Genomic DNA, 24,308 nt, shown 5'->3' on the forward strand with positions numbered 1-24,308 from the left:
TAATGCAAGATAACGAGGTGATTAAACAAGCGGGCTACGAGGTTACTGTGGTTCGTACTGCGCGTCGTAAATCCGCCACTATTAAAGTAGAAGAGGGCTTTGTTACCGTTGTGGTGCCCAAAGCGTTACCCATGGAGAAAGTCCACCAGCTGGTAGCCGCAAAACATCAATGGATTATAGAGAAGCTCGCAATCCACACCGAAGCACAGCCATCGCGTGGTAAAGAGTATGTGTCTGGTGAGGCCTTCCCTTATCTTGGGCGTAACTACCGTCTAAAAGTGGTTCAGGGAAAGGTGACGCCAACCCGATTAGTCAACGGCAAGATCACTGTAACTGTGCCTGAATATGCCAAGCAAGAGACGTTTGTTCGCCGTTCGTTAGTCCACTGGTATAAGCGCAACGCCGATAAGAAAATCCGCGAAAAGGTGGAACGCTATCAATCGCTTGTTGGGGTAGAAACGGCAGTCGTTCGGATCAAAGACTTTAAGAGCCGTTGGGGCAGTTGTACTCCCTATGGGGACTTAGAGTTCAATTGGCTAATTGTGCTCGCCCCGAATCGTATCGTCGATTATGTGGTGGTACATGAGCTTTGCCATCTGCTGCACCATGATCACTCACCGCAATTCTGGCGCGAGGTTGAGCGCGTGATGCCTGACTACCGAGAGTGCAAAGAGTGGTTGAGAGATAACGCGCAATTGCTGGTGGTGTAATGGTTAATTCTCACAGAGCATCCTGCATAAAAAGGGACATATCATCAATAGATTTGTACTCATCTCAGGGGTAAGGTTAGCCGCTAGGGCTAAATTTTCTGAATAGAAGGTGTCGGTTATGGTTTTGGACAATATCCCTAATATTAAATCTCTTGTCTCACAAGAGGCCATTCGCTTCACCGGACATAAGCCTTATATAAAAACATTTTATGATTTATTACGTAGTGAATACGAGTTTGCAGAACCTATTCCAATAGAGAGCGGCGAGAGAGTTGAGCTTTCCCCCGAACCAATAGTCAGGCCGCATCAAGACAGCCTTGAGACTAATTTTGATATGCCAGAGTTGCCAAGTAGCATATCGGTTCCTATCGATGAGCAAACTTTGTATCACATTCATCTAGGGGATGACTTTGAGCTCTCAGCCTTGGTTCATTCTTCAACAGGAATCGAGCGTAAGCTTATGTATCGTAAGTCACAGATAGCAAGTCGTAAAGCGCCACAAGCCTTGCGTGATATACATAGTGAATTGAATACTTCTCAGATATTTGCCATTTGTCCTAAATGCCATCTCTTGGTTGCTGCTAGTTTGTCTGGCCATGAGAGTAGAGCAAGTGCTTCCGACTGTGAGGAGCATTTTGTACAGCCTTACGATGTCAGCCAAATGGATCGTGTTACAGACCGAAAAAAAGGAAAGGTTTGGGCTAGGAAAACTGCTCATGGGATTGAGATTTATCTTTCTGAAGTGATTTGGCCCCATCCACACGAATGGGCATACAGAGATAGGTTGATACAAGTACTCCCTAAGGACACAGTACCAGCCCTGGTTCGGGAGGTGAAGTCGGCAATTTATCATCAATCCAAATCCTCACGAGTATGTGGGCAGTGTGGTTACACAGACGATGCTGCATTCTTTTTCAATGAAGATACTTGCCACGAGTGTGCAACCAAGGTTTATGCCGTGAGGTACTAAGTATGTCGTGGCGTAATGAGTTTAGTCACCTATCTGAAGAAATGAAGTGATGAAATATGCAGCCTAATAGTGATGGTAAATATATTGTTAAGGTTATTGATTTTAAAAGTGTGTTTTTGCCATCACCTGCTGATGTTTTACAATTGCTGGGTTTGCCAAATAATTTTGTAAAACTTATTCCGTCACTTGAAGATAGATATGATCAACCTTTAAGAGTTAGTCGAAGTTCTAGAGCTGAGATGTCAAAAAAAGGCGTTGCTAGGCCAACGATTAAAAAACTGCTTAATTGGTTTGAATTTCTGCCTATTCCAATTAAAAGATTCCTGAGTGTTCCCCATGTGTTGAAAACACGTCGTGCCATGAACGTTGGTTCTAATGCAGGTCTTTGGAACGCACTATCTTATGGGTATCGGATATCAGCCCAGGACGATGAGTTCACTCTTTTGCTTGATTTTATTGATGCAAGAGCGAAAGTAGACTATCAAATGGTAAAATCTATAAAATCTGAAATTAGAAAGGGGGTAATAAAGGAAAATGATCTGAATGCTATTTGGTTGGCTCAGGTTGATATCTGGATTGAATATAGTGGTGTGCCCGCAGATCAACTGGTTTTTTATTCTCTATATGCTGCTTCGGAGAATACTCAATTTTCTAGATCAGAAAAAGAAAATAGTGCTATTTTAAAGGCGTTTTTCCACCTGTTTTTTGACTTCTATTTTTCAGCAATAGCACATTATGAACTAGGTCTTTCTCTTTATTACATGCGATGTGGGGCAAAAGAGATAGGCGAACCTCATCGGAGTTTTTTTTCTTCAGTTATAAATGGTTATAATGATAATGGAAGGGCTTGCTTTAGCTCTATGCTAAGTGAGCTACGTACTATTTTAGCAAAGAATGAGTTGGGTTCTAGTTGGCGATCACTAGCTGCTTATATAGATATTGATGAGTCTGGTGAGTGTGCTGAAACTTTAAATGATAAGCAGTATAAACAACTCAAAGATTGGCGTAATGGGAAGAATATGCCATCTGCGAATAAACTGAGAAAGTTTGTATCTAACTATATGAATGCATTAGGAGGTAATGATGTTGATTCAGTTTTGATTTATCTCCGTATCGCTCGTGGGATAGATGAGTTAGTTGTAAGGCTTTGTGAGCAGGTGAAAGATGAAAGTGTCGTTTCGATAATAGCTGAAGTATTAGCTGAATACCCCAAATATTTTGAGCGTTACAAACAGAATTTAGTTTAGTTGCTAAAGACGCGCAAAAACTTAAGTCTTTGCGCGTGTACTTCACAAATCAATAAAGTTAATTATCAGTTTGATTTGGCCAGTATTCGGGACGTTCATCTTCATCACGGCTCTGCCTGTAAGTATCGCTTGGACATACTATTTTCCTCCCTTGGTATTAGAATTGTTAGCTGCGCTGCTTTGGGCCCTTGCTGAAAAGCTTCCTTTGGTGACGGTGCCACCATTTTGTTTTGCTGTAGAACTTTGAATACGTGCAGCTGCTTGAGATGTCATTGGGGTCTTACTTTTAGTCATTCTCTATCTCCTTGATTGGGTGTAGTTGGCCGAAATGTCGGTCAACGATGGATATATTGCCAAGACCTCAATGCTCTGTGGTGGGGGGGGGAACGTCCAAGTTTGTCATTGGGAGGAGGTAGGGCTAAGCCCCTCATCATTGATACTTGCTATACGCTGAGTCCTGGTAGTGTATTTGCGAGAATGAATGTAAATATGTTGCTAGCGACCGAAGTTTTGTATGCTGTGCTCGCATATGTTGATCACCCAATTAGGACGAGGATCACTTGGTGATCACCTATAAAGTGATCAGTGAGTAGGTGATCAGGTCATGCCGTGGGTGATCACCTGCCTAGTTAAATAACAATATCTTATTTATCAAATCGTTAATTGGAAATTCGCCGCCCGAACAATCTATAAAGTCTTCACGGAATACTGTCAATATCTTCATTTTGATGAAACGGTTAACATTTTAGTCATATTCGACAGAGTGAAACACTCGTCTCCCCAAGGTTATCAGATACGGCAATTGAAGCCGCTGCTTATTGATAGGTACTCGGTGTATGTTGGCGACGTGAATAGGTGAGTTATTACTATCCATCACAACGGCTGTATCTTTATAGGTGTAGACCTTCGGTTTGACACCTATGGCTTGCGCTTCAGCGGCTTTAATCAAGCGTACTTGCCGCATCTGTTTGTCCACCAGCAATAGATAAGGTAAATCAATCGACGCTCTGCGTTGCTTCTCTGGCATGATGCCGGAGCATAGGTAAGAGGTAGCCCTGGGATTTAGCTGTTTTGAGCTGGACTTAGCCAGATAGGTCAGGCGGTAGATAGCTGGATCTATGCTGTCTTTGTCGCCTCGTCGCAATGTGTAATACGGATGCTTTACCAAGTAGCAACTGCCTTGGGTTTCACGTTGCCAGCGTTCGCTTATCTTCTTTTGGAGCGCTTCAGGGTGTTGTAGTTTATGACCGCTAATGAACAGGGCTAAGTGGTAATGCTCTTTATCTGAGCTGTTTTGTTCCCGAGCGCAGAGATAACCCACGTTAGACTGATATTGCTGAGTCAGTGCGATTTGAAGACCGTGCAGGAATTGCTTAATCAGTTTGTTGTCTGCGTTGAAGCTACGGGGTTTTAAGTCAATTCTGACCATCACTACACGAGAGTAACGTGCGAGCATTGATTCAACGAGCTCGAATGATTTCTTGAGTATTCTTTTACTACAAAGTGATTGGTAGCTGTCTTTGTAAATAGGCCAAGAGTGATCATTATAGACATACCGTTGTGAGTTATGTGGCGTGATGTTAAATGGATGACTCATTAAGATCCCCCTAAGTTTGCTTACCTATATTCTTTAATATCCGCCGAATTTCTGGGTGAATACGGAGTGCAAAACCCCATTAGCTATGAACTGTGAGCTCATGCCGCTTTGTGTGACATGTGGTGGCATGTGTCAGTGTGTGTCACCAATAGGTGAAAAAAAGCAGGGTCGGTATCCCTGCTTAACGTTCTATTTATGGTGCTTAGCTAGCCAGTCGTCATAGTCTTCTTTATGCCAGAAGGCGATAGCGCCATGTTGATCAACTGGTGGCGGGAAGATGCCTTTTTCTATCCATCGATAAAGTGTGGAACGGCTAATACCTAAGAGACGCTGAACCTCGGTTCTACGTAGGATGCGTTTGTTATCGATGTAAATCTCTAGAGGGTCTTGGCGGTACTTGCAGTTGCTCATATCTGTCCCTCCTACGCCACTTGTCGATTTTTAACCCATTCCATTAATTCTGAGAAACGCCATCCGACGGAACGAGAGCCAATGAGAATACGTTTAGGGAATCGACCCAGCTTTTCTAGCTGATAAGCTTGAGAACGAGAAATAGAGGTGATCCGTTTACGTTCATCTTCGCGGACGATACGCTCTTGGAAAATTTGGGTTTCAGTAAGTTGCATTATGTCTCCAACTGTTTTCGTTTAACTTGGTGAACATGATGCAGATGAGGGGGATTAATTTCGGGGTAAAGATGAACACGGCATTTTTACCCCAGGTGTTGGTTAGAGATCTTTTACCTGTGTATTTGCCAGCACTTTGTCGTTTCGGATGGCTGAAAACAGCATTGCTAAAAATGGTTCGTCAGCTTTGTCGCCAATTAGTTTGTTGTAGAAGCTTTTATAGGTTTTTTTGAATTTTTCTGCTTCAACTGCGTCATTTAAAAGCAACTTGGACAACATGGGGAGGCTAAATTCTAGCGGTTGCCAGTGTTCGTCATTTGGCAGGGCATTGTGGCAATACAGCATCAAATCCATATACGGAATTGCTTTATAAAAGAGCAACTTCTTGAACGACTTAATGTTTGCTTTTGCTAAGCGGGGGAACTTAGGTTCTTCGATTTTATCGCGTGCTCTGACTTGATTGATGAAATGCGTAAAGTTACTTAGCAGTAGTGCATCATCTGCGTTGGCTAAATCGATGGCTAATAATGCTATCCCTTTGCCATTTGATGGGAACAGGTAGTCAGGTTCAATTGGGAGGCCGTTGCTAATCAAGAAGTCTTGGTAAAGCGCTTCGATGTCTGCGGCATTCAGTTCTCTGACTGCTTCACAATCAGGAGACTCTTGAGTGGTATAGCCCAACAGTACATCTCCCCGCTTAATAGCCCGCCATTTGCGATCATCTGTGAGCCTTCTGCCTTTGCTATCACATGGACAGTGCAACAAAGTCAGGCGTTCTTGAAGTTCGATGATGAACTGTTTCGCTGATAGAGTTTCAAGGCATTTGTAGTTTTCTAAGTCGAACCAGTCGGGCCAATAGCGATGACTTTCGTATGTGACTTTTTCAACTTTGCTGGTGGGCGATGACATCACAATGATTCCATTTTAGAAGGTCTAGCATTTTCCTCGGGGTACATGTGGGGGTACATGAAAAGTAAAAAAGCCCTTCTTGTTAAAGAAAGGCCTTTTTATTTCAATACATTATGAATTTATATCAGTTCATGCCGTATTTTTTCAGCTTCTTGCGCAGTGTGCCGCGGTTGATGCCCAGCATGTTGGCGGCGCGGGTCTGGTTGCCACGAGTGTGCTGCATAATGATATCAAGCAGAGGTGCTTCAACTTCGCATAGCACCATTTCATAAACTTCCTGAGCTTCTTGACCGTCCAACTGAGCGAAGAAGTTGCTGACAGCGCGCTTTACAGCGTCGCGCAGTAACTGGGGCTTGATGGTGCCGTTAGCGGTTTCGATTTTGCCTACGGTAAGCTGATGAGCTTCTGTGTGAGTTGTCTGATCAAACATTCGTATTCTGCTCTTTATTTATCTAGTACACATTCATCAAAAAAACGTTCCACCATGGAACATTGTTCTGCAGCGGTTTCCAGCCGGTTAAAGTCGGCACGGAACTGGCGCTGTTCTTCCTGGTCCAGGTACCATCCCATATGTTTTCTGGCGAAGCGGACGCCCTTTACTTCCCCATATAAATCATACAGTTTGGTTAGGTGTTCCAGCATCACTTGACGCTGCTCTGCCATCCCTATGGGCGCTAGCTTGCTACCTGTGTCCAGGTAATGCTGGATCTCTCTGAAAATCCAAGGCCTTCCCTGGGCACCCCGTCCTATCATCAGGGCATCGACACCTGTGTAATCCAGCACGAAACGCGCCTTCTCCGGACTATCGATGTCCCCGTTGGCGACAACAGGAATCGAGACATTCTGTTTGATTGCCTTGATGGTGTCGTACTCGGCATGACCCTTGTACATGCATTGGCGGGTGCGGCCATGAACCGCGAGCGCCGTAATGCCACTCTCTTCGGCAATCCGGGCGATTTGAGCACCATTTCTGTGTTCTGGGGCCCAGCCCGTGCGAATCTTCAGCGTTACCGGCACATCCACTGCGGCAACCACGGCATCCAGTATTTTCTTTACCAGTTCCGGCGATTGCAGCAGGGCAGAACCCGCGAGCTTTTTATTCACTTTTTTTGCCGGACAACCCATGTTGATATCTATGATTTGGGCGCCTTGCTCTACATTGTAGCGGGCGGCCCAAGCCATATTATCGGGGTCAGCCCCGGCGATTTGTACTGAGCGTATGCCTTCTTCACCCGAGTGCGTCATTCTCTGGCGGCTCTTGTCCGTGTCCCAAAGGTCGGGATTGGACGAAAGCATCTCTGACACTGCCATGGCAGCACCATAACGGATACAGAGATTGCGGAAGGCCTGATCGGTGACACCTGCCATTGGTGCCACGATCAGCTGATTCTTCAGTTGATAGGGTCCAATCTGCATTTTGCTGTTTCACCTTGCTCTTCAAAGGGGCGCTATAGTACGCCTTTTTGACAGCGGTGAAAAGGTCAATAAATGACCTGAGCAAAACTTTTTTACTTGACTTTTGATTGGTGGGAAGTCAGCGCCAGTGCGCTCTGGCGCCGCCTTTACCGCTATTTGCGTACTCCTGTCAAGCGGCTCCAATCTTCTTTGTGAACGGCTTCGTCCATCTCGAACCATTGAGCGTAAAATTCGCGGATCTCTTCGGCTTGTTCCTGCAGTAAACCGGACAGCGCCAGTTTGCCACCCGGACGAACCAACTCGGCGATCAGGGGGGCCAGTTCCCGCAGCGGTCCGGCCAGAATATTGGCTACCAACACATCGGCCTGAATACCTTTGGGTTGATCTTCAGGTAGATAGAGGCTGAGTCTGTCATCTACGCCGTTGCGCTTGGCATTGTCGCGGGAAGCGTCTATCGCCTGGTAGTCTATGTCTATGCCTATGGCGTTGGTTGCGCCCAGCTTGAGACCGGCGACCGCCAGAATGCCGGAACCGCAGCCGAAGTCGACCAGCTGTTTACCTTGCAGCTCCAGGCCATCGAGCCACTCCAGGCACAGGGCCGTTGTGGGATGAGTGCCTGTGCCAAAGGCCAGGCCGGGATCCAGGATCACGTTGACGGCTTCGGGATCCGGGATTTCACGCCAGCTGGGACAGATCCACAGACGCTTGCCGAACTGAATGGGGTGGAAGCTGTCCATCCATTCGCGGACCCAGTCTTTATCTTCTATCTGCTCTATCTTGTAGTTGAGCTTGCCTTCGAGGAAGGGCAGTTGCTTGAGCATCTCGACTGTGGGCGTCAGATCTGTGCCGGCATCGAACAGAGCGACCACCACAGTGTCGGCCCAAAGTGGGGTTTCTCCCAGTTTGGGCTCAAAAATCGGCGTATCTTTACCATCTTCAAAGGTGATGGACACGCTGCCTTCCTCCAGCAACAGGTCGCTGAGTGTCTCGGCGTGCTCGCTGCTGCTGTGGATGCGTAACTGGATCCAGGGCATGGAATCTTCTCTCGTGGGGGACAATAAAGCGCTATTGTAAGCCATAGGCTGCCGGCCTTGCCAGCACACCGGGGTAAAGAGGGCGGAGTGAAACCCGGTTTCAGGTTTACTCGGTCAGCGGTTGGATTTACGGTAATTTGCTGTCTTTTTTGTTTTAAAGTTTCAAATAAACGTTTGATTTGTAGTGGATAATTGGTATTACCTCTGTTTTGCTGCAAGTGGTTTATTTGTGAGCGTGATCAGATAATCCCCCACTTTCGATTGAGGCAGGTCACATTCAGACTCCTTGGGCATTGGCGCAGTTTGGCTGTGAGTTATGTTGTAGATCCCAAGGATCTGTACCCAAAAAACATGCTGACAAAATATCACATCCCCGAGCGCTGGCTCGGTCATGCCAACAGCCACCACTGGTCGGCCAGAGCCGATCGCCTGCAGAGTGCCAGCGGCATTTTGCTGGGCATGTTTCTGTTGGCGCATCTTCACTTCGAATCCAGCATCATGCTGGGTAAAGAGGCTTTCTATAAGGTAGTGCAGGTGCTGGAAGGCGGTTGGTTCAGTGCCAGTGGCCACGGTTACCCACTGCTGACGCAACTCTTCTCTGTGTTTATTCTGCTGGTGGTGATACTGCATGCCGCCATGGCGCTGAGGCGCTTTCCGGCGCAGCTCGGCCAATGGCGGGCGCTGCGAAGCCATCTGCATCTGATCAAACACCGCGACAGCCACGCCTGGTTCTGGCAGTTGGCTACCGGCTTTATCCTGTTCTTCCTGGTGCCCATGCACCTGGTCACCATGATAGCCAATCCGGAAATCGGCCCCAATATGTCGGCCTACCGAGTCTGGCACGACAACACCTGGCTGCTGTATATCCTGCTGCTGCCTGCGGTGGTGATCCACGCCATGATAGGTCTGTATCGGGTGGCGGTGAAATGGGGCCTCAGCTTTAACCGCACTGGCCTGAGGAAAATAGCCAAGCTATTGATTGTATACCTTATTGTGCTTGGTTTAGGCAGTTTGGTGACCTATATGCTGCTAGGCAATGAGCTGAGCCTGCCGTTGCAGCCGTTTGTTCCCGGTTAACTCAATATCAGTTAAAGGTAAATTAACCGGCAGAAGTTTGATCTGCCTCAGGGTTCGTTCGCCATTTGTGATCCACATTGGTTTTACTATCTTTAAGCGGTTAAGCCATTGGATGACAGGGGGAATACGGATGATACGACTGAGTGAGCGCTGGGGCGGCTGGTTGGATCTGGGGCAGAGTGCTTCAGGCGTGTTGTTGGCGCTGTTTTTGTGGACTCACCTGTTGCTGGTGTCTTCAATATTGCTGGGGGCACCGGCAATGGAATGGGTGGCCCGCAACATGGAGCTGAGTTTTCTCAGTGACGATGGCCACGGCTATCCCTGGGTGGTGAGCCTGATAGCCATAGCCGTTGCAGGGTTGGCGTTACTGCATGTGTTGGTGGCCTTGCACAAGTTGCCTCTGTCGCTCAGGCAGCAAAAGGCTCTGAAACAGCAACTAGTGCAAATTGATCATGGCGATACCCGCTTGTGGGTGTGGCAGGCCGCTACCGGAGTGGTGATTTTGCTGCTGCTTCCTGTGCATCTTTGGTTGGTGGGTTCGGCCCCGGAAACCATAGGGCCACAGGGCTCGGCCGACAGGATTTGGAACCAGTATGCCTGGGCCTTGTACCTGCCACTGCTGCTGACAGTGGAGTTGCATGCCGCCATAGGACTGTACCGGGTGGCATTGAAATGGGGCGCGGCGCGGGATCTCAACAGCCGGGCGCGTCTTAGAAAAATTAAAACCATACTCAGTGTGGCGTTTGTCGCCGTAGGTCTGGCGTCCTTGCTGGCCTTTTGGCCCCACGCGAGCTGAGTATCGATAACCCAAACAGATAGCTTTAGGGCAAACGGCATTGTGCCGTCCCATAAGGAGTGTGTGTGAAACTCATCTATACGGATTCGTTGGTTGTCGGCGCCGGATTGGCGGGTCTGCGGGTAGCCATCGCTTCCAAAGAGCGTGGCCTGGATACCCTGGTACTGTCGCTGATCCCTGCCAAGCGTTCCCATTCGGCCGCGGCCCAGGGCGGTATGCAGGCCAGTCTCGGCAATACCGTCAAGGGCATGGGCGACAGCGAAGATGTGCATTTTCAGGACACGGTCAAAGGCTCAGACTGGGGCTGCGATCAGCAGGTGGCGCGAATGTTCGCCCACTGTGCTCCCAAGGCGGTACGTGAGCTGGCCAACTGGGGCGTACCCTGGACCAGGGTGACTGCCGGGCCGCGTCAAGTGGTGGTCAATGCCGAAAAGGTGACTCTGGAAGAAGCCGCCGAGGCTCACGGGCTGATCAATGCCCGCGACTTTGGCGGTACCAAGAAATGGCGCACCTGTTACACCGCCGATGGTACCGGCCATTCGCTGCTGTATGCGGTGGACAATAAGGCGATCTCCATGGATATCCCGGTGCATGAACGGGTCGAGGCGCTGAAACTCATCCACGATGGCAACCGCTGCCATGGGGTTATTGCACGCTGTTTGATCACCGGTGAACTCAGGGCCTATATCGCCCGGGCCACCACCATAGCCACAGGCGGCTATGGCCGTATCTATGAAGTGTCCACCAATGCAGTGATCTGTGAGGGTATAGGCCAGGCGCTGGCGCTGGAAACCGGGGTCGCGACCCTTGGTAATATGGAAGCCGTACAGTTCCACCCCACGGCCATAGTGCCCGTGGGAATTCTGACCACTGAGGGCTGCCGCGGTGACGGTGGCTTGCTGCGGGATAAAGACGGCTACCGCTTTATGCCTGACTATGAGCCGGAAAAGAAAGAGCTGGCCTCCCGTGACGTGGTATCACGGCGGATGACAGAACATATGCGTAAGGGCAAGGGAGTCGACAGCCCCTATGGCCCGCACCTGTGGTTGGATATCACCCTGCTGGGGCGCAAGCATGTGGAAACCAACCTGCGGGAAGTCAAAGAGATCTGTGAGAACTTCCTCGGCATAGATCCGGCTGAAGAGTGGATCCCGGTGCGGCCGACCCAACACTATTCCATGGGCGGTATTCGCACCAATCATACAGGAGAGAGCCCGCAGCTCAAGGGGCTGTTCAGTGTCGGCGAGGCGGCCTGTTGGGACATGCATGGCTTTAACCGTTTGGGCGGTAATTCGCTGGCGGAAACTGTGGTCGGCGGCATGATCATAGGCAAATATGTGGCCGACTTCTGCGAGCAGGAGGAGCTGGTGCTGGATACGGCGTTGGTGCAGCGTTTCCGTGATGAGCTCAACCAGGAGATAGACGAGCTGCTGGCTCGGGAGCAGGGCGAGAGCCCGTTTGAGCTCAAGCGCCTGATGCAAAGAGTGATGATGGACTATGTCGGCATCTTCCGTAACGGCCCTGAGCTGGAAAAGGCGGTGGCCGAACTCAAGGATTTGCTGGCTCGCTCGCGCAATATTGTCGTCACCTGCAAGAAGCGCCACGCCAACCCCGAGTTGGTTGAGGCCCTACGGGTCAGGCGTATGCTTAAGGTGGCGCTGACTGTGGCCTGCGGCGCCCTGGCGCGCACCGAGAGCCGTGGTGCCCATGCCCGCGAGGATTACCCGCAGCGTAACGACAAAGACTGGCTCAGCCGTACCCTGGCCAGCTGGCCGGACGCCGATGCGCTGGAGCCTGTGCTCAGCTACGAGGCGCTGGATGTGATGCAGATGGAACTGCCGCCCGGCTATCGCGGCTATGGTGCCGACAATGCCATTGCCCATCCGGATACCGCCAAACGCGAGCAGGAGATTGCTGCCATTCTCGCGTCTTTGGGGCCGGATGCCGGCGCTGAAGACAAGCAGCGGGCACTGATGCCGTTCGAACTGCCGGAAAGCCTGCGCCCCGGCAACGAGCGCCTGAGCGACCGCCTGGCTTGCCCACAGACTTCAATTCCTTCTCAGCCTAACCCTGCCGGAGATGACAACGCATGAGTGGCCGCACTTTAACCTTCAGGATCTTCCGTTACGACCCACAGCAAGCGGGAGACAAGCCACAAATGGTGGACTATCAGCTGCAAGAAACTCCGGGGATGACGGTATTTATCGCCCTCAATCGCCTCAGGGAGGAGCAGGACCCATCGCTGCAGTTCGACTTTGTCTGTCGCGCCGGGATTTGCGGCAGCTGCGCCATGGTGATCAACGGCTTTCCTACTTTGGCTTGCCGCACCTTGACCGCCAAATATCCAGATGGACTGATCACCCTGATGCCGCTGCCAGGCTTTGAGCTGATAGGGGATCTGTCGGTCAACACAGGCAAGTTTATGCGTGAGCTGGCTGAAAGGCTCAAGCTGTGGCTGTATCCCAAGCCGGATCAGCAGGATATCCACCATCTGGAAGCCCCGATGGACCCGGAGGAAGCCGCCAGACTCTATGAACTGGAGCGCTGTGTGGAGTGCGGTGTCTGCGTCTCGGCCTGCGCCACCAAGCAGATGCGCGACACCTTTGTCGGCGCCGTCGGCATGATGAAGATCGCCCGCTTCGAGCTGGATAGCCGCGATGCCCGCAGCGCCGAGGACTTCTATCATGTGATAGGCAATCAGGATGGGGTGTTTGGTTGTATGACCCTGCTGGGATGTCAGGATAACTGTCCTAAAGACTTGCCCCATATGCAGCAGATAGCCTACCTGCGCCGCAAGATGGCCAGTACCTTGCTTTAAAGTGATTAAGCAATCAGAAAACTATGCCTTCAGAGAACTAAGCCCTTAAAGAGCTAAGCTGAGGTTCAAACAGAAAAGCCCGGAATTTTCCGGGCTTTTCTGTTGACTGTTGAGTCTGGCTAACTGAGTGAAAGCCGTTATGCCTGCTCGCGGGCGATGGCGCGATAGCCTATGTCGGTTCTGAAATAGACATCGTCCCAATGGACTTCATCCACCAGGGCATAAGCGGCCTGTTGGGCCTCGGTCACTGTGTTGCCCAAAGCCGTGGCGCACAATACCCGGCCGCCATTGGTGACTACATGGCCATCGACCATCTTGGTACCGGCGTGGAACACCTTGGCTTCATTGTTGCCGAGTGACAGCCCTTCGATAATATCACCCTTGCGGTAATCATCCGGATAACCCCCGGCGGCCATGACCACACCGACGGCGGCGCGCTGATCATATTCGGCGCTGACCTTGTCCAGCTCACCACGGCAGGCGGCCAGGCAGAGCTCCACCAGATCCGACTTGAGGCGCATCATGATAGGTTGAGTCTCGGGGTCGCCGAAGCGGCAGTTGTATTCCAGCACCTTGGCGCTGCCATCGGCGGCAACCATCAAGCCGGCATAGAGGAAGCCGGTGTAGACATTGCCTTCGGCGGCCATGCCGTCAACCGTTGGCCGGATAACATTGGCCATGACCCAATCGTGCACTGTTTGGGTGACGACCGGCGCCGGGGAGTAAGCACCCATGCCGCCTGTGTTGGGGCCGTTGTCGGCGTTGTCACGGGCCTTGTGATCCTGGCTGGTGGCCATAGGCAGAATATTGTTGCCGTCGACCATCACGATAAAGCTGGCTTCTTCGCCGCGCAGAAACTCCTCAACGACCACTCTGGAGCCGGCTTCGCCGAACTTGTTGCCTGCCAGCATATCGTCGATGGCGGCATTGGCCTCGGTTTGATCCTGGGCGATGATCACCCCTTTACCTGCGGCCAGACCATCGGCCTTGATCACCACAGGGAAACCTGTGCGACCGGCAAGTTCGGTAACATAGGCCTTGGCCGGGGCAATTTCAGTGAAGTTCTGGTAGTCGGCGGTTGGGATCCGGTGGCGGGCAAGAAAGTCTTTGGTAAAGGCCTTGGAGCCTTCCAGTTGCGCTGCCGCTTCGGTGGGGCCAAAGATATTCAGGCCTTCGGCGCGGAAGGCATCGACTACACCCAGTACCAGAGGGGCCTCTGGGCCGACTATGGTGAGGGCTATCTGTTGTTGCTTGGCAAAGGCCAGCAGCGCCGGGATATCCGTGGCTTCTATCGCCAGGTTTTCCAGTTTGGGCTCCAGCGCCGTGCCGGCATTCCCCGGAGCAACAAATACGGTTTCCACAGCGGGAGATTGCGCTGCCTTCCAGGCCAGGGCATGTTCACGACCACCACCACCAATCACGAGTACTTGCATCTTCTTATCCTTTTTCGCTTAACGCCTTGCGGGCAGGTTCAGGCCGGGCAGGGCTTTGTTACGGCGAATCGCCGGAGGTTATTCCGGCGATAAGTTCATTGCATCAGTGCAGGCCGGTTTGGGCCTGCTGACTATCAGTGACGGAAGTGGCGCATATTGGTAAATACCATGGCCATTCCATGCTCGTCTGCAGCGGCAATCACCTCTTCATCGCGGATGGAGCCACCGGGTTGAATGATGCAGCTGATACCGGCAGCAGCAGCGGCATCGATACCGTCACGGAAGGGGAAGAAGGCATCGGATGCCATCACAGAACCTTCCACGACCAAGCCTTCATCGGCGGCCTTGATACCGGCGATTTTGGCGCTGTAGACCCGGCTCATTTGACCTGCGCCCACCCCTATGGTCATGCCGTCTTTGGCATAAACAATGGCGTTGGACTTAACGAACTTGGCGACCTTCCAGCAGAACAGCAGATCTTTGATTTCTTCGGCAGTAGGTTGACGCTTGCTGACCACCTTGAGGTCGGCCTCGGTCACCATGCCCTGATCTCTGTCCTGGATCAGCAGACCACCGTTGACCCGCTTGTAATCCAGGCCCTTGGTCCGGCCTTGCCACTGACCACATTCAAGCAGACGGACATTGGCTTTCTTGGCAACCAGCTCGCGGGCTTGCTCGCTGACCTTAGGAGCGATGATCACTTCAACAAACTGACGCTCGACAATGGCCGCCGCAGTGGCGCCGTCCAGCTCACGGTTGAAGGCGATGATGCCGCCGAAGGCCGAGGTAGGGTCTGTCTTGAAGGCGCGGTTGTAAGCGTCCAGTAGATCGCTGCCCAGGGCGACACCACAGGGGTTGGCGTGCTTGACGATAACGCAGGCGGGTTGCTCAAATTCCTTGACGCATTCCAGCGCGGCGTCGGTGTCGGCGATATTGTTGTAAGACAGCGCCTTACCCTGCAGCTGCACGGCAGTGGCGACCGAGGCTTCGTCTGTGTTGAGGTCAACATAGAAGGCGGCACTCTGGTGGCTGTTCTCGCCGTAACGCAGATCTTGCTTCTTCAGCAACTGAGTGTTGAAGGTGCGCGGGAACTTGGAATCCTGATGACACTCGTCCTTGCTGTGGGCCGGAACCTGAGTGCCGAAGTAGTTGGCTATCATGCCATCATAGGCGGCCGTATGTTCAAAGGCGGCAATGGCCAGATCGAAACGGGTCGCCAGAGTGGTTGAACCCTGGTGGGCCGCCATTTCTGCCAGTACGCGTTGATAGTCAGAGGCGTTGACCACTATGGTGACATCTTTGTGGTTCTTGGCCGCGGCGCGCACCATGGTCGGGCCGCCGATATCGATATTCTCGATGGCGTCTTCCAGGGTACAACCCGGCTTGGCAACGGTTTCGGCGAAGGGATAGAGGTTAACGGCCACCAGGTCAATCGGGCCTATGCCGTTGGCTTCCATGACGGCTTCGTCCTGGCCTCGACGGGCGAGAATACCGCCATGCACTTTGGGATGCAGTGTCTTGACCCGGCCATCCATGATCTCTGGGTGACCTGTGTAGTCTGAAACTTCAATGACAGGTACAGCGTTATCCGCCAGCAAGCGGGCGGTGCCTCCGGTGGACAGCAGTTCAACGCCCTGGGCATGCAGCGCTTTGGCGAACTCCAGGATTCCGGTCTTATCAGATACGCTCAAGAGCGCGCGACGTATGGGTCTGGCATTATTCATTTGGGTACAGTATTCCACTTTTTTATATTCAAGGATCTTTCGGAAAACCAGGCAGTGCTGATTTGCCTTGTTTTCCAAAAGTCCCTCGAATGGTCCGGGAACCCTCAAGGCGCGCCGTATTTTAACGTAAAACGATTTGCCGCGGTGTTTTTTCTACGCGTTTCACAATATTGCTCTGCGAACAAGCCAAAACCCCGAAGCGGGATAAAAAACACTTGACCTTGGATTAAGCTCTAAGCTTTATACTTGAATAGGAATTATTAGCAGGAACTGCATATGTACAGGATAGGTGAACTGGCCAAGCGCTTTGATATCAAGGCCGATACCCTGAGGTTTTACGAGAAACACGGCCTGCTGGCACCCTCTATGCGCACCGACTCCGGTTACCGGGTCTACAGCGACAGGGATGCCGAGCGGCTGAAGTTTATTCTCAGGGCCAAGGCGGTGGGTTTTACCCTGGGGGAGATAGCCGAGCTTTTGTCCATTGAACTGGATAAGTCCAACCGTGCCTGCAGCGATGTCAAAGGCATGGTGGACGACAAGTTGGATAAGGTCCAGCAGAAAATTGCCGAGCTTAATCAGTTCCGCCAGTCTTTGCAGTTACTGTCGGATACTTGCTGTGGCGGCCCTGAAAGTGCCGAGCATTGTTCGATTTTGGAGGCGTTGGAGTCCTGTGACGATGAGCTGTCCCCCAGAGTCGAAACCGGCAAGGGTCACAATCACAGTCATGCCAATAGCCGTGTAAGTAGGGGCGCAAAATCATGTTGATGGATAATTTTATTGAGCTGTTTCTCGAGTCGGCACCCTGGCTGCTATTGGGGCTGGTGCTGGCGGGGCTGCTGAAGGTTTTTGTTCCCATGAGCTGGATGCAAAAACAATTGGGGGGCCATGGCCTCAAGACCACTGTCAAGGCGGCCCTGCTGGGCGCGCCTTTGCCGCTGTGTTCCTGCGGCGTTATCCCGGCCGCAGTTGGCCTGAGACGCAGTGGTGCCTCCAAGGCGGCCACCACCTCTTTTCTGGTATCGACCCCTGAAACCGGTGTCGATTCGGTCACTGTGTCCTATGTTCTGCTCGGCCCCTTTATGGCGATTGTCAGACCTATTGCCGCGGTATGCAGTGCCATAGTGGCGGGTTTGCTGGTTGGCCGCGATGATGAGCCGGTTTTGCCCTCTGAGGCAGTGAAGAAGAGCGAGCCGGAGAAGGCTCAAGCCAAAACAGTGGCCCAGTTCAAGCCGGCAGCCGCTGCCAACTACAGTCCTCTCAAGGCCGCGCCGACACAAGCTCAGAGTTCCTGCTGTGCCCCGGCCAAGGTGCAAGAGGCAGACTGCTGCAGTACGGCTAAGATCAGTACCGCTAAGGCCAGCACCGTCGGCGGGTCTTGTTGCTCTTCGGTCAAGGAGGAAGCCACTCATTCCTGCTGCTCTCAACCTAAGGTAGAGGCGGCTTCATGTTGTTCATCATCACAATCGGCCTCAAGCTGCTGCGACAGTGACGACATGGCAGCTGAACTCAAGTCGAAGTCTGTCTTGCATAGAGTGCTGGCCGGTCTCAAGTATGCCGCCACGGATCTGGTGCGTGACACCGCCATCTGGTTGCTGGTGGGGTTGTTCTTTGCCGCACTGGTACAGACCTATGTGCCGGGAGACTTCCTGGCCCAATGGGGCGGCGGTATTCTGGCCATGTTGGTGATGGTTCTCATCTCCATCCCCATGTATATCTGTGCCACTGCTTCGACGCCGATAGCCGCAGGCTTGCTGCTGGCCGGGGTTTCCCCGGGCGCCGTGTTGGTGTTTATGCTGGCGGGACCTGCCACCAACATAGCCACCCTAGGCGTAGTCGCCAAAGAGATGGGTAGACGGGCGCTTTACGGCTATCTTGGCGGGGTGCTCGGGGTGGCGCTGCTGGCCGGAATGCTGGTGAACTTGCTGGTGGCGAACTTTGGTTTTGAAGTGATGCCGCAGATAGGGGAAGAGCACCAGTTACTGCCACAGGCTGTGGTCAACTGGTCGGGGATTATTCTGGCGCTGCTGATGGCCAAGGTAATTTACGACAAGATCCCCAGGCGTTGGCTGCGGCGGGATTGCTGCTCCGGCTGACACTCCACTGCACAAGGGAAAGGCGCTCGATTGAGCGCCTTTCGTTTTATCTAATGCCAAACAGGGGCTGTGAAGGGAGAGGGTCATTTGCCTTGTTTGATATTCTCCACAGGATTGAGTTTGGCCTGCTTCTTGGCCATTTTGGCGGCCCGCTTCTCCTTGGCAGAGTGCATGGGTTTCTTCTTTTGCTCTTTGCTGTTTCTGTGCTCTTTCATGGTGTTGATTCCATTGATAGCGAAAGCCTGGCTGGGGTTATCTCCCCGCTTCCTGCAATTTAAGATCCACTTACAGCTGGCATACCGGTCAGTCAGACACCGGCGTGATTCAACCAGTTGGTCGGCCTGGGCCGACCCGGATATTTTACGCCTGTTGCCGAAATACTGCTGTCGGCTTCAATAGAATATTTGAGAATAAGTTTTTGTTTTTGAGATGGTATTTGACTAAGGAGCGCGAACAAGTTTTATCTGTGCTCTGCGTCGGCTTGCATACCTGGACGCAAGGCATGTTTCGCAGCCAATGGCCCTGGCCCTTTGCGAGAATTTCCTAAGAGTATTTCACTACAAAGTGGCCAGGGCCGTGCGAAAGATTGTGTGAGAGAGCGAGTGAAAGCCTGGGCGAATCAGTCGCTGCCACAACCCTTCTTTAAAGTGCTTCCGCCTTGAGCATGGCTCTTGGGCGTCTGGCACGATACTGCACCAGGCTGACCCCGGTCAGCACCAAGGCACCGCCGACATAGTGAGGGACTCCCAACTGCTCACCCAGTAACGTGGATGCCAGCACGGCAGTGAAGATTGGCATCAGGTTCATAAAGATGGCGGTTCTCTCTGTGCCCAGCAGCGCAATCGCCTTGATCCAGGCCCAGGGCGCCAGAATCGAGGCACAGATAGCGGCATAGGCTATCAAGGGCAGTGAAGCCTGGGTGATGCTGATACTGCTGGCAAAGAGCAGCAGGGGTGACAGCATGAACACGGCGAACAGTATCTGCATATACAGCAAGTCCCAGGTCGGCAGTTGCAGCGACCAGCGTTTTAATAGCACGCCGTAGAGGGCGTAGACCACGGCGGCCAGCAGCAACAAGAGATCGCCGGGTACCACTGAGGTAGACAGCCTGGCCAAGTCGCCTTGGCTGAGCATAAACAGCAAACCGCTGAAGGAGACAAAGGCGCCAAGCAGTGCCAATTTGGAGAGTCTCACTCCAAGCAAAGGCACTGCCAGCAACAGGCTGAGAACCGGCACCAGAGAAGTGATCAATGCCATATTGGTGGCGCTGGTGGTCGCGGCGGCAAAATACGCCAGGCTTTGGTTCAGCACCATTCCCAGGCTTGCCAGCACGGCAAGTTTGCCAAGATGGGGACGGATCATGGCGCGGCGGCGCCAAACCCCGGGGAGCAGCACTGGGGTCAAGAGCAAAAGTGCAAAAGCCCAACGGTAGAAAGAGATGGCTTCCGGCGCTATGACACTGGCGGAGAGTTTATTGACCAGACTATTGCCGGCCCAGATGGCTACGGCCAACAAGGGAAACAGATACAAAACAGGGCTCCTCAGAACTACGAGCAAGGCTCAACAGACAAACCTGGGTTGGATAATACGGGGCAGATTATTTCACGTCTTATGTGATATACATATCTGTTATCAGACAAAGTCAACCCGCCTTCGGACATTTGTATATGGCCAATATCTATCATCCACCTGAGCAGCATCCCGGTGACGGCTCGCAGGTATTCTTCTACTACCAGCAATTCTCACCCGATACGCTGACGCCTATGCACAGTCATGTCTGGGGGCAACTGCAACTGAGCCGCGGCGGTTTGATGGAGCTGGTGGCTCAAGGACGGCGCTTTATGTCGTTGTCGCAGTGCGGTATCTGGATCCCGGCCGGAGTAAAGCATGAGAGCTACATGCGCCGCTGCGTGCAGTACAGTTCAATGAATGTGCCACTGGAACTGGCTGCCGGGTTGCCCAAGCATATCTGCCTGCTGGAGTTGAGCCCGATAGCGGAAGCTATTTTGATGGACTTGAACTCAAGAGGTGTCGAGCTGGCACATACACCTGAGGATCAAAGACTGCTTAAGGTGTTGTTGGATCAGCTGAGTCAGGCCAGGGAAGTGCAACCCTTTTTACCGGTAACCGACCATCCCATGTTGCAGGCCATAGCTGCCGAGCTGGAAGCCGAGCCTGAGGGCGGGCGCAGTTTTGCCGCCTGGGCCAATACCTTAGGTACCACAGAACGCACTTTGGCGCGCTTGTGCCAGGCAAGGCTTGGAATGAACTATACCGAGTGGCGGCAACGCTATCGCTTTATCCACAGTTTGCAGCTGCTGCGACAAGCGATTTCAGTGAAGGAGGTGGCACTGACGTTGGGTTACCACCAGACTTCGCCCTTTATCAGCCTGTTTCGCAAGTACGCAGGTTGTACACCGCAGGCCTACAGGCAACAGCTGGCCCAAGGAAGTGCGCTTGTCTTGCCTTGAAAAAAGGGGCGCCCTAAGGCGCCCAAAAGGTGGCTCGAAACTAAGGAAGGTGCGAACAAGTCCTCGTGGCCTTCTCTTTTGTAGAGAGTGGCTTACACAACTATTGGCGTTCAAGGCATCTGACTGAAGGCATGCCGGGGCCTGTCGAAGTCGGATAACGCAGAGAGCCCGTTGCTGTGAAAGCCCCGAAGGGCGTGGCTTACAGGCCTGCCTGCTGTGTTGTGTTTCTTGCAAAGGACTAGGGCCATTTGCTGCGAACCACGCCTTGCATTCAGGCCTGTAAGCCGACGCAGAGCACACATGGGACTTATTTGCACCTTCCCTAAGGAGTAGTTTGGGATTACTCCTGATCTGCGCGTTTTTCGCGTTTTTCCCGTCGTTTTTCTTTCAGGGATTTAGTCGGTTTTTTCTTTGCTTTTTCTTTACTCATGAGCGTATCTCCTCTTCAATGACCTCTCTCTACGCCGCCGCTTTGCCAGAGAGAGGGCTGTTTCCCCTTCGACCGACCGGGAAAGAGGCGGTGGCCGTCGAGGATTAAGCCAAACCCCGGATCATCCTGTCCGGGCCATTCACGGCTGAGTTAAACACTTCAAGGCACTGTCTCCTCTTGTTAAGCGTCAATAAGCATGCAATCAGGCCGGCAGGCAGGGCCTTGGCTGGTTCAGGGACAGGATCTGAAACAGCACAGGGCCACCCGGTACATCCACTTCAATCAGATCATCCAGCGTACATCCGAGCAGGGCCTCACCCAGATCGGACAATACAGAGTAGCGGCCGGAGTCGGGATCATGTTGTTGTGGATAAACCAACTCCACCTCCAGAAACTCGCCGGTTTTCAGGTTTTGCAGACGCGCCTTGGTTCCCGGGTGCACCACACCGCCGCCGGGACAGGGCTGTGCCAGCCTGGCGATCACCGATGCCAGGGTCAGTGGCCTCAAAGACACATTGAACGAGTTTTGCAGATAGAGCTGCGATGTTTTGAATGAAAATAGATCTGCCAGTGCAGACAAAGATTTATACACCACCACAACCTCACAGGCTGAAACGGAAAATGAATAGAAAACTTTGCTACTGCCGGATGCGTGGCCGCACCCGGCTTACACTGGAAATGTCAGTGAAGTGCTCTTGAGAGGTAAAGTGTGACTGTACATAATGAGACTCCGCAACATCAATGCAAGTGCAAGCACTTAAAAATAAGGGAAAAAATCTAACTGGCCCTCACCATAGCCCAAGGAGATCGGAAAAGCAAACCCTCATTGGTCACAGCAGATATTGGCCGGGGTCATCTGGGCCAAATTCTCCGGGGGAATGACATAGGGAGGGATGTCCAGTACCAGGTTGCCCCAACGTTGGAACAAGGCCTGGTAGAAATATTCGACAAAGGTGCGGCACTTTCTCGGTAGATAGGCGCGTTTGGGGTAGATGAGATTAACAGTGACATGTTCCATGGGAAAATCCTGCAGTATCGGCAACAAGTCTCCCCGCTGCAGCGCATCATGGGCGATCATCATAGGTAGGCTGGCGATTCCAAGGCCATCTATGGCGGCTTCTCTGGCCAGGGTGATATTGTTGACCTGCAAGCGACAGTTGGGGATTATCTCTTGCCACTGCTTGCCATCAAAAATCCGCCAATTGCCATCTATGTAAGGCGATGCCAGGCGTATTCCTCTGTGGTTAAGCAGTTCATCGGGTGTCGTTGGCGTGCCAAACCTCTCTAGATATTCCGGGCTGGCCATCAACACCTTGTGGGCATGTACCAGGCGAAAGTGTTCCAGTCTGGGGTCATCCAATCCCTGGACATGAAACATCACATCGACACCTTCTTCGACCATATCCACCTTGCGGTTGGTCAGCTCGGCTTCTATCTGCATTTGCGGATAGTCTTCCAGAAACCTGGCTATCACAGGGCCGAGTGCCTGTTGGCCAAACTCTATCGGGCAAACGATACGCAAATTACCACGGATTGTCTGTTGGCTGGCGCTGAGTTGATCTTCGGCGCTGCGTAAATCTGTGAGTATTTTATTGACTTTGTTGAAGTAAATTGAACCTGCCTCAGTCAGTTTCAGGCTGCGGGTGGTGCGCAACAACAGCTGTACCCCTGTGCTGTGCTCCAACTCGGCTATCTTACGGCTGACGGTCGCTTTGGTGATGCCCATCGCCTTAGCTGCGGCAGTAAAGCTTCCTTTATCAACAACTTGCGCAAAAATCTGTACCCGATTGAGATCCATATTATTGTTACACCTGTGAAACAGTGGGTTGAGTGTATGGCATCTAATAAATCTGCTGAGACAGTTGTAAAATACCACTCCAAAATTCAGGAGTCTAATTATGTTGAAGCCCAAGATGCTGATTGGGGGATCTGTGCTGCTGGTGGCCATCTTGGGCGGCGGTTGGTACTGGTATCAGCAACTCAGATTTATCGAAACCACAGACAACGCTTATGTTGAAACCGACATTTCTCACCTGAGTGTAAAGGTGCCGGGTTATGTGGTTAAAACCGATATTACAGACAACCAGCACGTAGAAGCAGGGCAGTTGCTGGCACAACTTGAAGACAGTCAGTATCAGGCCAAGTTGTCGCAGGAGCAGGCGGCACTGGACAGTGCCAAAGCCGAATTGACCACTTTGGCTGCCAAGGTCGATCTGCAGCAGGCTTTGATCACTCAGGCCAAGGCTGGAGTGGTCGCCGCCGAGTCAGATTTGCATCGTGCCCGTCAGCAATTGGAGCGCTCCGAAAAACTCAGACAGAAAAATTACAGTTCCCAGGATGATGTGGATCAGCTGACGGCCGCTGCCGATTCTGCCGCGGCTCGTCTGGATGAAGCCAAAGCCGCACTCAATGCCAAAGAGCGGGAACTGGCAGTGTTTAATGCCCAATTAACCCAGGCCGAGGCCAAGAGTCAGGAAGCGGGTGCCAGTTTGGAACTGGCTAAGATTCAACTGGCAGATACTCAGGTGCGGGCTCCATTTTCTGGAGTTGTGGGCAAACGCGGCGCCATGGTGGGGCAATACGTCCAGCCGGGGCAGTCGCTGTTCAGTTTGGTGCCGGATGGGGCCGTATGGATCACGGCGAACTTCAAAGAGACCCAGATCCAGCATATGCAGCCCGGTCAGCCGGTGCAGGTAAAGCTCGATGCGTTTCCCGACAAAACCTTTACTGGTGTTATCGATAGCCTGTCACCGGCCTCCGGCGCCAAATTCAGTCTGTTACCGGCGGAAAATGCCACGGGTAACTTTACCAAGATAGTTCAGAGGATCCCGGTAAGGATCCGCCTGCAGTTGGCAGAAGAAGATGCCAGAGTGATGCCCGGACTCAGTGCCGTTGTCAGTGTTGATACCGAGACCGGTGGCACCCTTGATGCCATCGCCCGCCGCTGAAGCTTG

The 24,308-nt window shown here is 52.2% G+C and carries 25 protein-coding genes; 11 read left to right on the forward strand and 14 right to left on the reverse strand.

Going from position 1 to position 24,308, the window contains the following annotated elements; translation table 11 throughout:
- Window positions 1–2 precede the first annotated feature (2 nt).
- The 3 genes from ON072_RS03435 to ON072_RS03445 all read left to right on the forward strand — a co-directional run bounded on the left by ON072_RS03435 (window position 3) and on the right by ON072_RS03445 (window position 2,927).
- Complete coding sequence (locus tag ON072_RS03435; RefSeq protein WP_274625963.1) at window positions 3–710, forward strand: M48 family metallopeptidase; 708 nt, start codon at window positions 3–5, stop codon at window positions 708–710.
- Between the two features lie 118 nt (window positions 711–828).
- On the forward strand, window positions 829–1,680 hold the full coding sequence (locus ON072_RS03440) for a hypothetical protein (protein WP_274625964.1): 852 nt from the start codon (window positions 829–831) through the stop codon (window positions 1,678–1,680).
- A gap of 56 nt (window positions 1,681–1,736) precedes the next feature.
- A complete protein-coding gene (locus tag ON072_RS03445; protein ID WP_144128551.1) occupies window positions 1,737–2,927 on the forward strand; it encodes a hypothetical protein in 1,191 nt (396 codons plus the stop codon).
- 138 nt (window positions 2,928–3,065) lie between these two features.
- On the opposite strand, the gene ON072_RS03450 is transcribed toward ON072_RS03445, so the two are convergent.
- From ON072_RS03450 to prmA, 8 genes are all read right to left on the reverse strand, one after another.
- Window positions 3,066–3,221, reverse strand: coding sequence for a hypothetical protein (locus ON072_RS03450; RefSeq protein ID WP_181316328.1), 156 nt, complete (start codon window positions 3,219–3,221; stop codon window positions 3,066–3,068).
- 451 nt (window positions 3,222–3,672) lie between these two features.
- A complete protein-coding gene (locus ON072_RS03455; protein WP_107005230.1) occupies window positions 3,673–4,524 on the reverse strand; it encodes a YagK/YfjJ domain-containing protein in 852 nt (283 codons plus the stop codon).
- A 189-nt stretch (window positions 4,525–4,713) separates the two neighbouring features.
- Entirely contained in the window at window positions 4,714–4,935 is a 222-nt protein-coding gene (locus tag ON072_RS03460; RefSeq protein ID WP_107005229.1) for a helix-turn-helix transcriptional regulator, read from the reverse strand.
- Between the two features lie 11 nt (window positions 4,936–4,946).
- Complete coding sequence (locus ON072_RS03465) at window positions 4,947–5,150, reverse strand: AlpA family phage regulatory protein (RefSeq protein WP_107005228.1); 204 nt, start codon at window positions 5,148–5,150, stop codon at window positions 4,947–4,949.
- 102 nt (window positions 5,151–5,252) lie between these two features.
- Window positions 5,253–6,059, reverse strand: coding sequence for a DUF6387 family protein (locus ON072_RS03470; RefSeq protein ID WP_274625968.1), 807 nt, complete (start codon window positions 6,057–6,059; stop codon window positions 5,253–5,255).
- Window positions 6,060–6,183: 124 nt separating this feature from the next.
- Window positions 6,184–6,489, reverse strand: coding sequence for a DNA-binding transcriptional regulator Fis (gene fis, locus ON072_RS03475; RefSeq protein WP_025011339.1), 306 nt, complete (start codon window positions 6,487–6,489; stop codon window positions 6,184–6,186).
- 14 nt (window positions 6,490–6,503) lie between these two features.
- Window positions 6,504–7,475, reverse strand: coding sequence for a tRNA dihydrouridine synthase DusB (gene dusB / locus ON072_RS03480; RefSeq protein ID WP_274625965.1), 972 nt, complete (start codon window positions 7,473–7,475; stop codon window positions 6,504–6,506).
- A 152-nt stretch (window positions 7,476–7,627) separates the two neighbouring features.
- Window positions 7,628–8,509 (reverse strand): 50S ribosomal protein L11 methyltransferase, encoded by an 882-nt coding sequence (prmA, locus tag ON072_RS03485; protein ID WP_274625966.1) that lies wholly within the window; start codon window positions 8,507–8,509, stop codon window positions 7,628–7,630.
- A 351-nt stretch (window positions 8,510–8,860) separates the two neighbouring features.
- Between prmA and ON072_RS03490 the strand changes: the two genes are divergently transcribed.
- From ON072_RS03490 to ON072_RS03505, 4 genes are all read left to right on the forward strand, one after another.
- A complete protein-coding gene (locus ON072_RS03490; RefSeq protein ID WP_025889945.1) occupies window positions 8,861–9,586 on the forward strand; it encodes a fumarate reductase cytochrome b subunit in 726 nt (241 codons plus the stop codon).
- 130 nt (window positions 9,587–9,716) lie between these two features.
- A complete protein-coding gene (locus tag ON072_RS03495) occupies window positions 9,717–10,382 on the forward strand; it encodes a fumarate reductase cytochrome b subunit (RefSeq protein WP_025011335.1) in 666 nt (221 codons plus the stop codon).
- Window positions 10,383–10,447: 65 nt separating this feature from the next.
- Complete coding sequence (locus tag ON072_RS03500) at window positions 10,448–12,475, forward strand: fumarate reductase flavoprotein subunit (RefSeq protein WP_261752710.1); 2,028 nt, start codon at window positions 10,448–10,450, stop codon at window positions 12,473–12,475.
- Window positions 12,472–13,200, forward strand: coding sequence for a fumarate reductase iron-sulfur subunit (locus ON072_RS03505; protein WP_261752709.1), 729 nt, complete (start codon window positions 12,472–12,474; stop codon window positions 13,198–13,200). The genes ON072_RS03500 and ON072_RS03505 overlap by 4 nt, the downstream gene beginning before the upstream one ends.
- A gap of 137 nt (window positions 13,201–13,337) precedes the next feature.
- Here the strand turns inward: ON072_RS03505 and purD are convergent, their stop codons facing one another.
- Together purD and purH are read right to left on the reverse strand one after the other, a co-directional pair.
- Window positions 13,338–14,633 carry a phosphoribosylamine--glycine ligase gene (purD, locus tag ON072_RS03510; RefSeq protein WP_261752708.1) on the reverse strand — a complete coding sequence of 432 codons (1,296 nt, stop codon included), beginning with the start codon at window positions 14,631–14,633 and terminating at the stop codon, window positions 13,338–13,340.
- A 134-nt stretch (window positions 14,634–14,767) separates the two neighbouring features.
- Window positions 14,768–16,357 (reverse strand): bifunctional phosphoribosylaminoimidazolecarboxamide formyltransferase/IMP cyclohydrolase, encoded by a 1,590-nt coding sequence (purH, locus tag ON072_RS03515; protein WP_028781381.1) that lies wholly within the window; start codon window positions 16,355–16,357, stop codon window positions 14,768–14,770.
- Between the two features lie 276 nt (window positions 16,358–16,633).
- Between purH and zntR the strand changes: the two genes are divergently transcribed.
- Entirely contained in the window at window positions 16,634–17,125 is a 492-nt protein-coding gene (gene zntR, locus ON072_RS03520; protein ID WP_028781380.1) for a Zn(2+)-responsive transcriptional regulator, read from the forward strand.
- The gene (locus ON072_RS03525) at window positions 17,119–18,453 is read left to right on the forward strand and encodes an SO_0444 family Cu/Zn efflux transporter (RefSeq protein ID WP_261752707.1); all 1,335 of its coding nucleotides are present in this window, start codon (window positions 17,119–17,121) and stop codon (window positions 18,451–18,453) included. Before zntR ends, ON072_RS03525 begins: the two co-directional genes overlap by 7 nt.
- A gap of 83 nt (window positions 18,454–18,536) precedes the next feature.
- Here ON072_RS03525 and ON072_RS03530 read toward each other — a convergent pair whose 3' ends face one another.
- Window positions 18,537–18,668, reverse strand: coding sequence for a hypothetical protein (locus tag ON072_RS03530; RefSeq protein WP_096141150.1), 132 nt, complete (start codon window positions 18,666–18,668; stop codon window positions 18,537–18,539).
- 427 nt (window positions 18,669–19,095) lie between these two features.
- Window positions 19,096–19,983 (reverse strand): DMT family transporter, encoded by an 888-nt coding sequence (locus tag ON072_RS03535; RefSeq protein ID WP_261752706.1) that lies wholly within the window; start codon window positions 19,981–19,983, stop codon window positions 19,096–19,098.
- Window positions 19,984–20,120: 137 nt separating this feature from the next.
- Between ON072_RS03535 and ON072_RS03540 the strand changes: the two genes are divergently transcribed.
- Complete coding sequence (locus ON072_RS03540; protein ID WP_107352849.1) at window positions 20,121–20,924, forward strand: AraC family transcriptional regulator; 804 nt, start codon at window positions 20,121–20,123, stop codon at window positions 20,922–20,924.
- Between the two features lie 632 nt (window positions 20,925–21,556).
- On the opposite strand, the gene ON072_RS03545 is transcribed toward ON072_RS03540, so the two are convergent.
- Together ON072_RS03545 and ON072_RS03550 are read right to left on the reverse strand one after the other, a co-directional pair.
- The gene (locus ON072_RS03545; protein ID WP_028781376.1) at window positions 21,557–21,934 is read right to left on the reverse strand and encodes a GreA/GreB family elongation factor; all 378 of its coding nucleotides are present in this window, start codon (window positions 21,932–21,934) and stop codon (window positions 21,557–21,559) included.
- Window positions 21,935–22,177: 243 nt separating this feature from the next.
- Window positions 22,178–23,152 carry a LysR family transcriptional regulator gene (locus tag ON072_RS03550; protein WP_208128944.1) on the reverse strand — a complete coding sequence of 325 codons (975 nt, stop codon included), beginning with the start codon at window positions 23,150–23,152 and terminating at the stop codon, window positions 22,178–22,180.
- A 100-nt stretch (window positions 23,153–23,252) separates the two neighbouring features.
- Here ON072_RS03550 and ON072_RS03555 point away from each other — a divergent pair, with 100 nt between their 5' ends.
- Complete coding sequence (locus tag ON072_RS03555; protein WP_109247134.1) at window positions 23,253–24,302, forward strand: HlyD family secretion protein; 1,050 nt, start codon at window positions 23,253–23,255, stop codon at window positions 24,300–24,302.
- Window positions 24,303–24,308 lie beyond the last annotated feature (6 nt).

The sequence above is a fragment of the Shewanella sp. K8 genome (assembly GCF_028823715.1).
Classification (GTDB): Bacteria; Pseudomonadota; Gammaproteobacteria; order Enterobacterales; family Shewanellaceae; genus Shewanella; species Shewanella algae.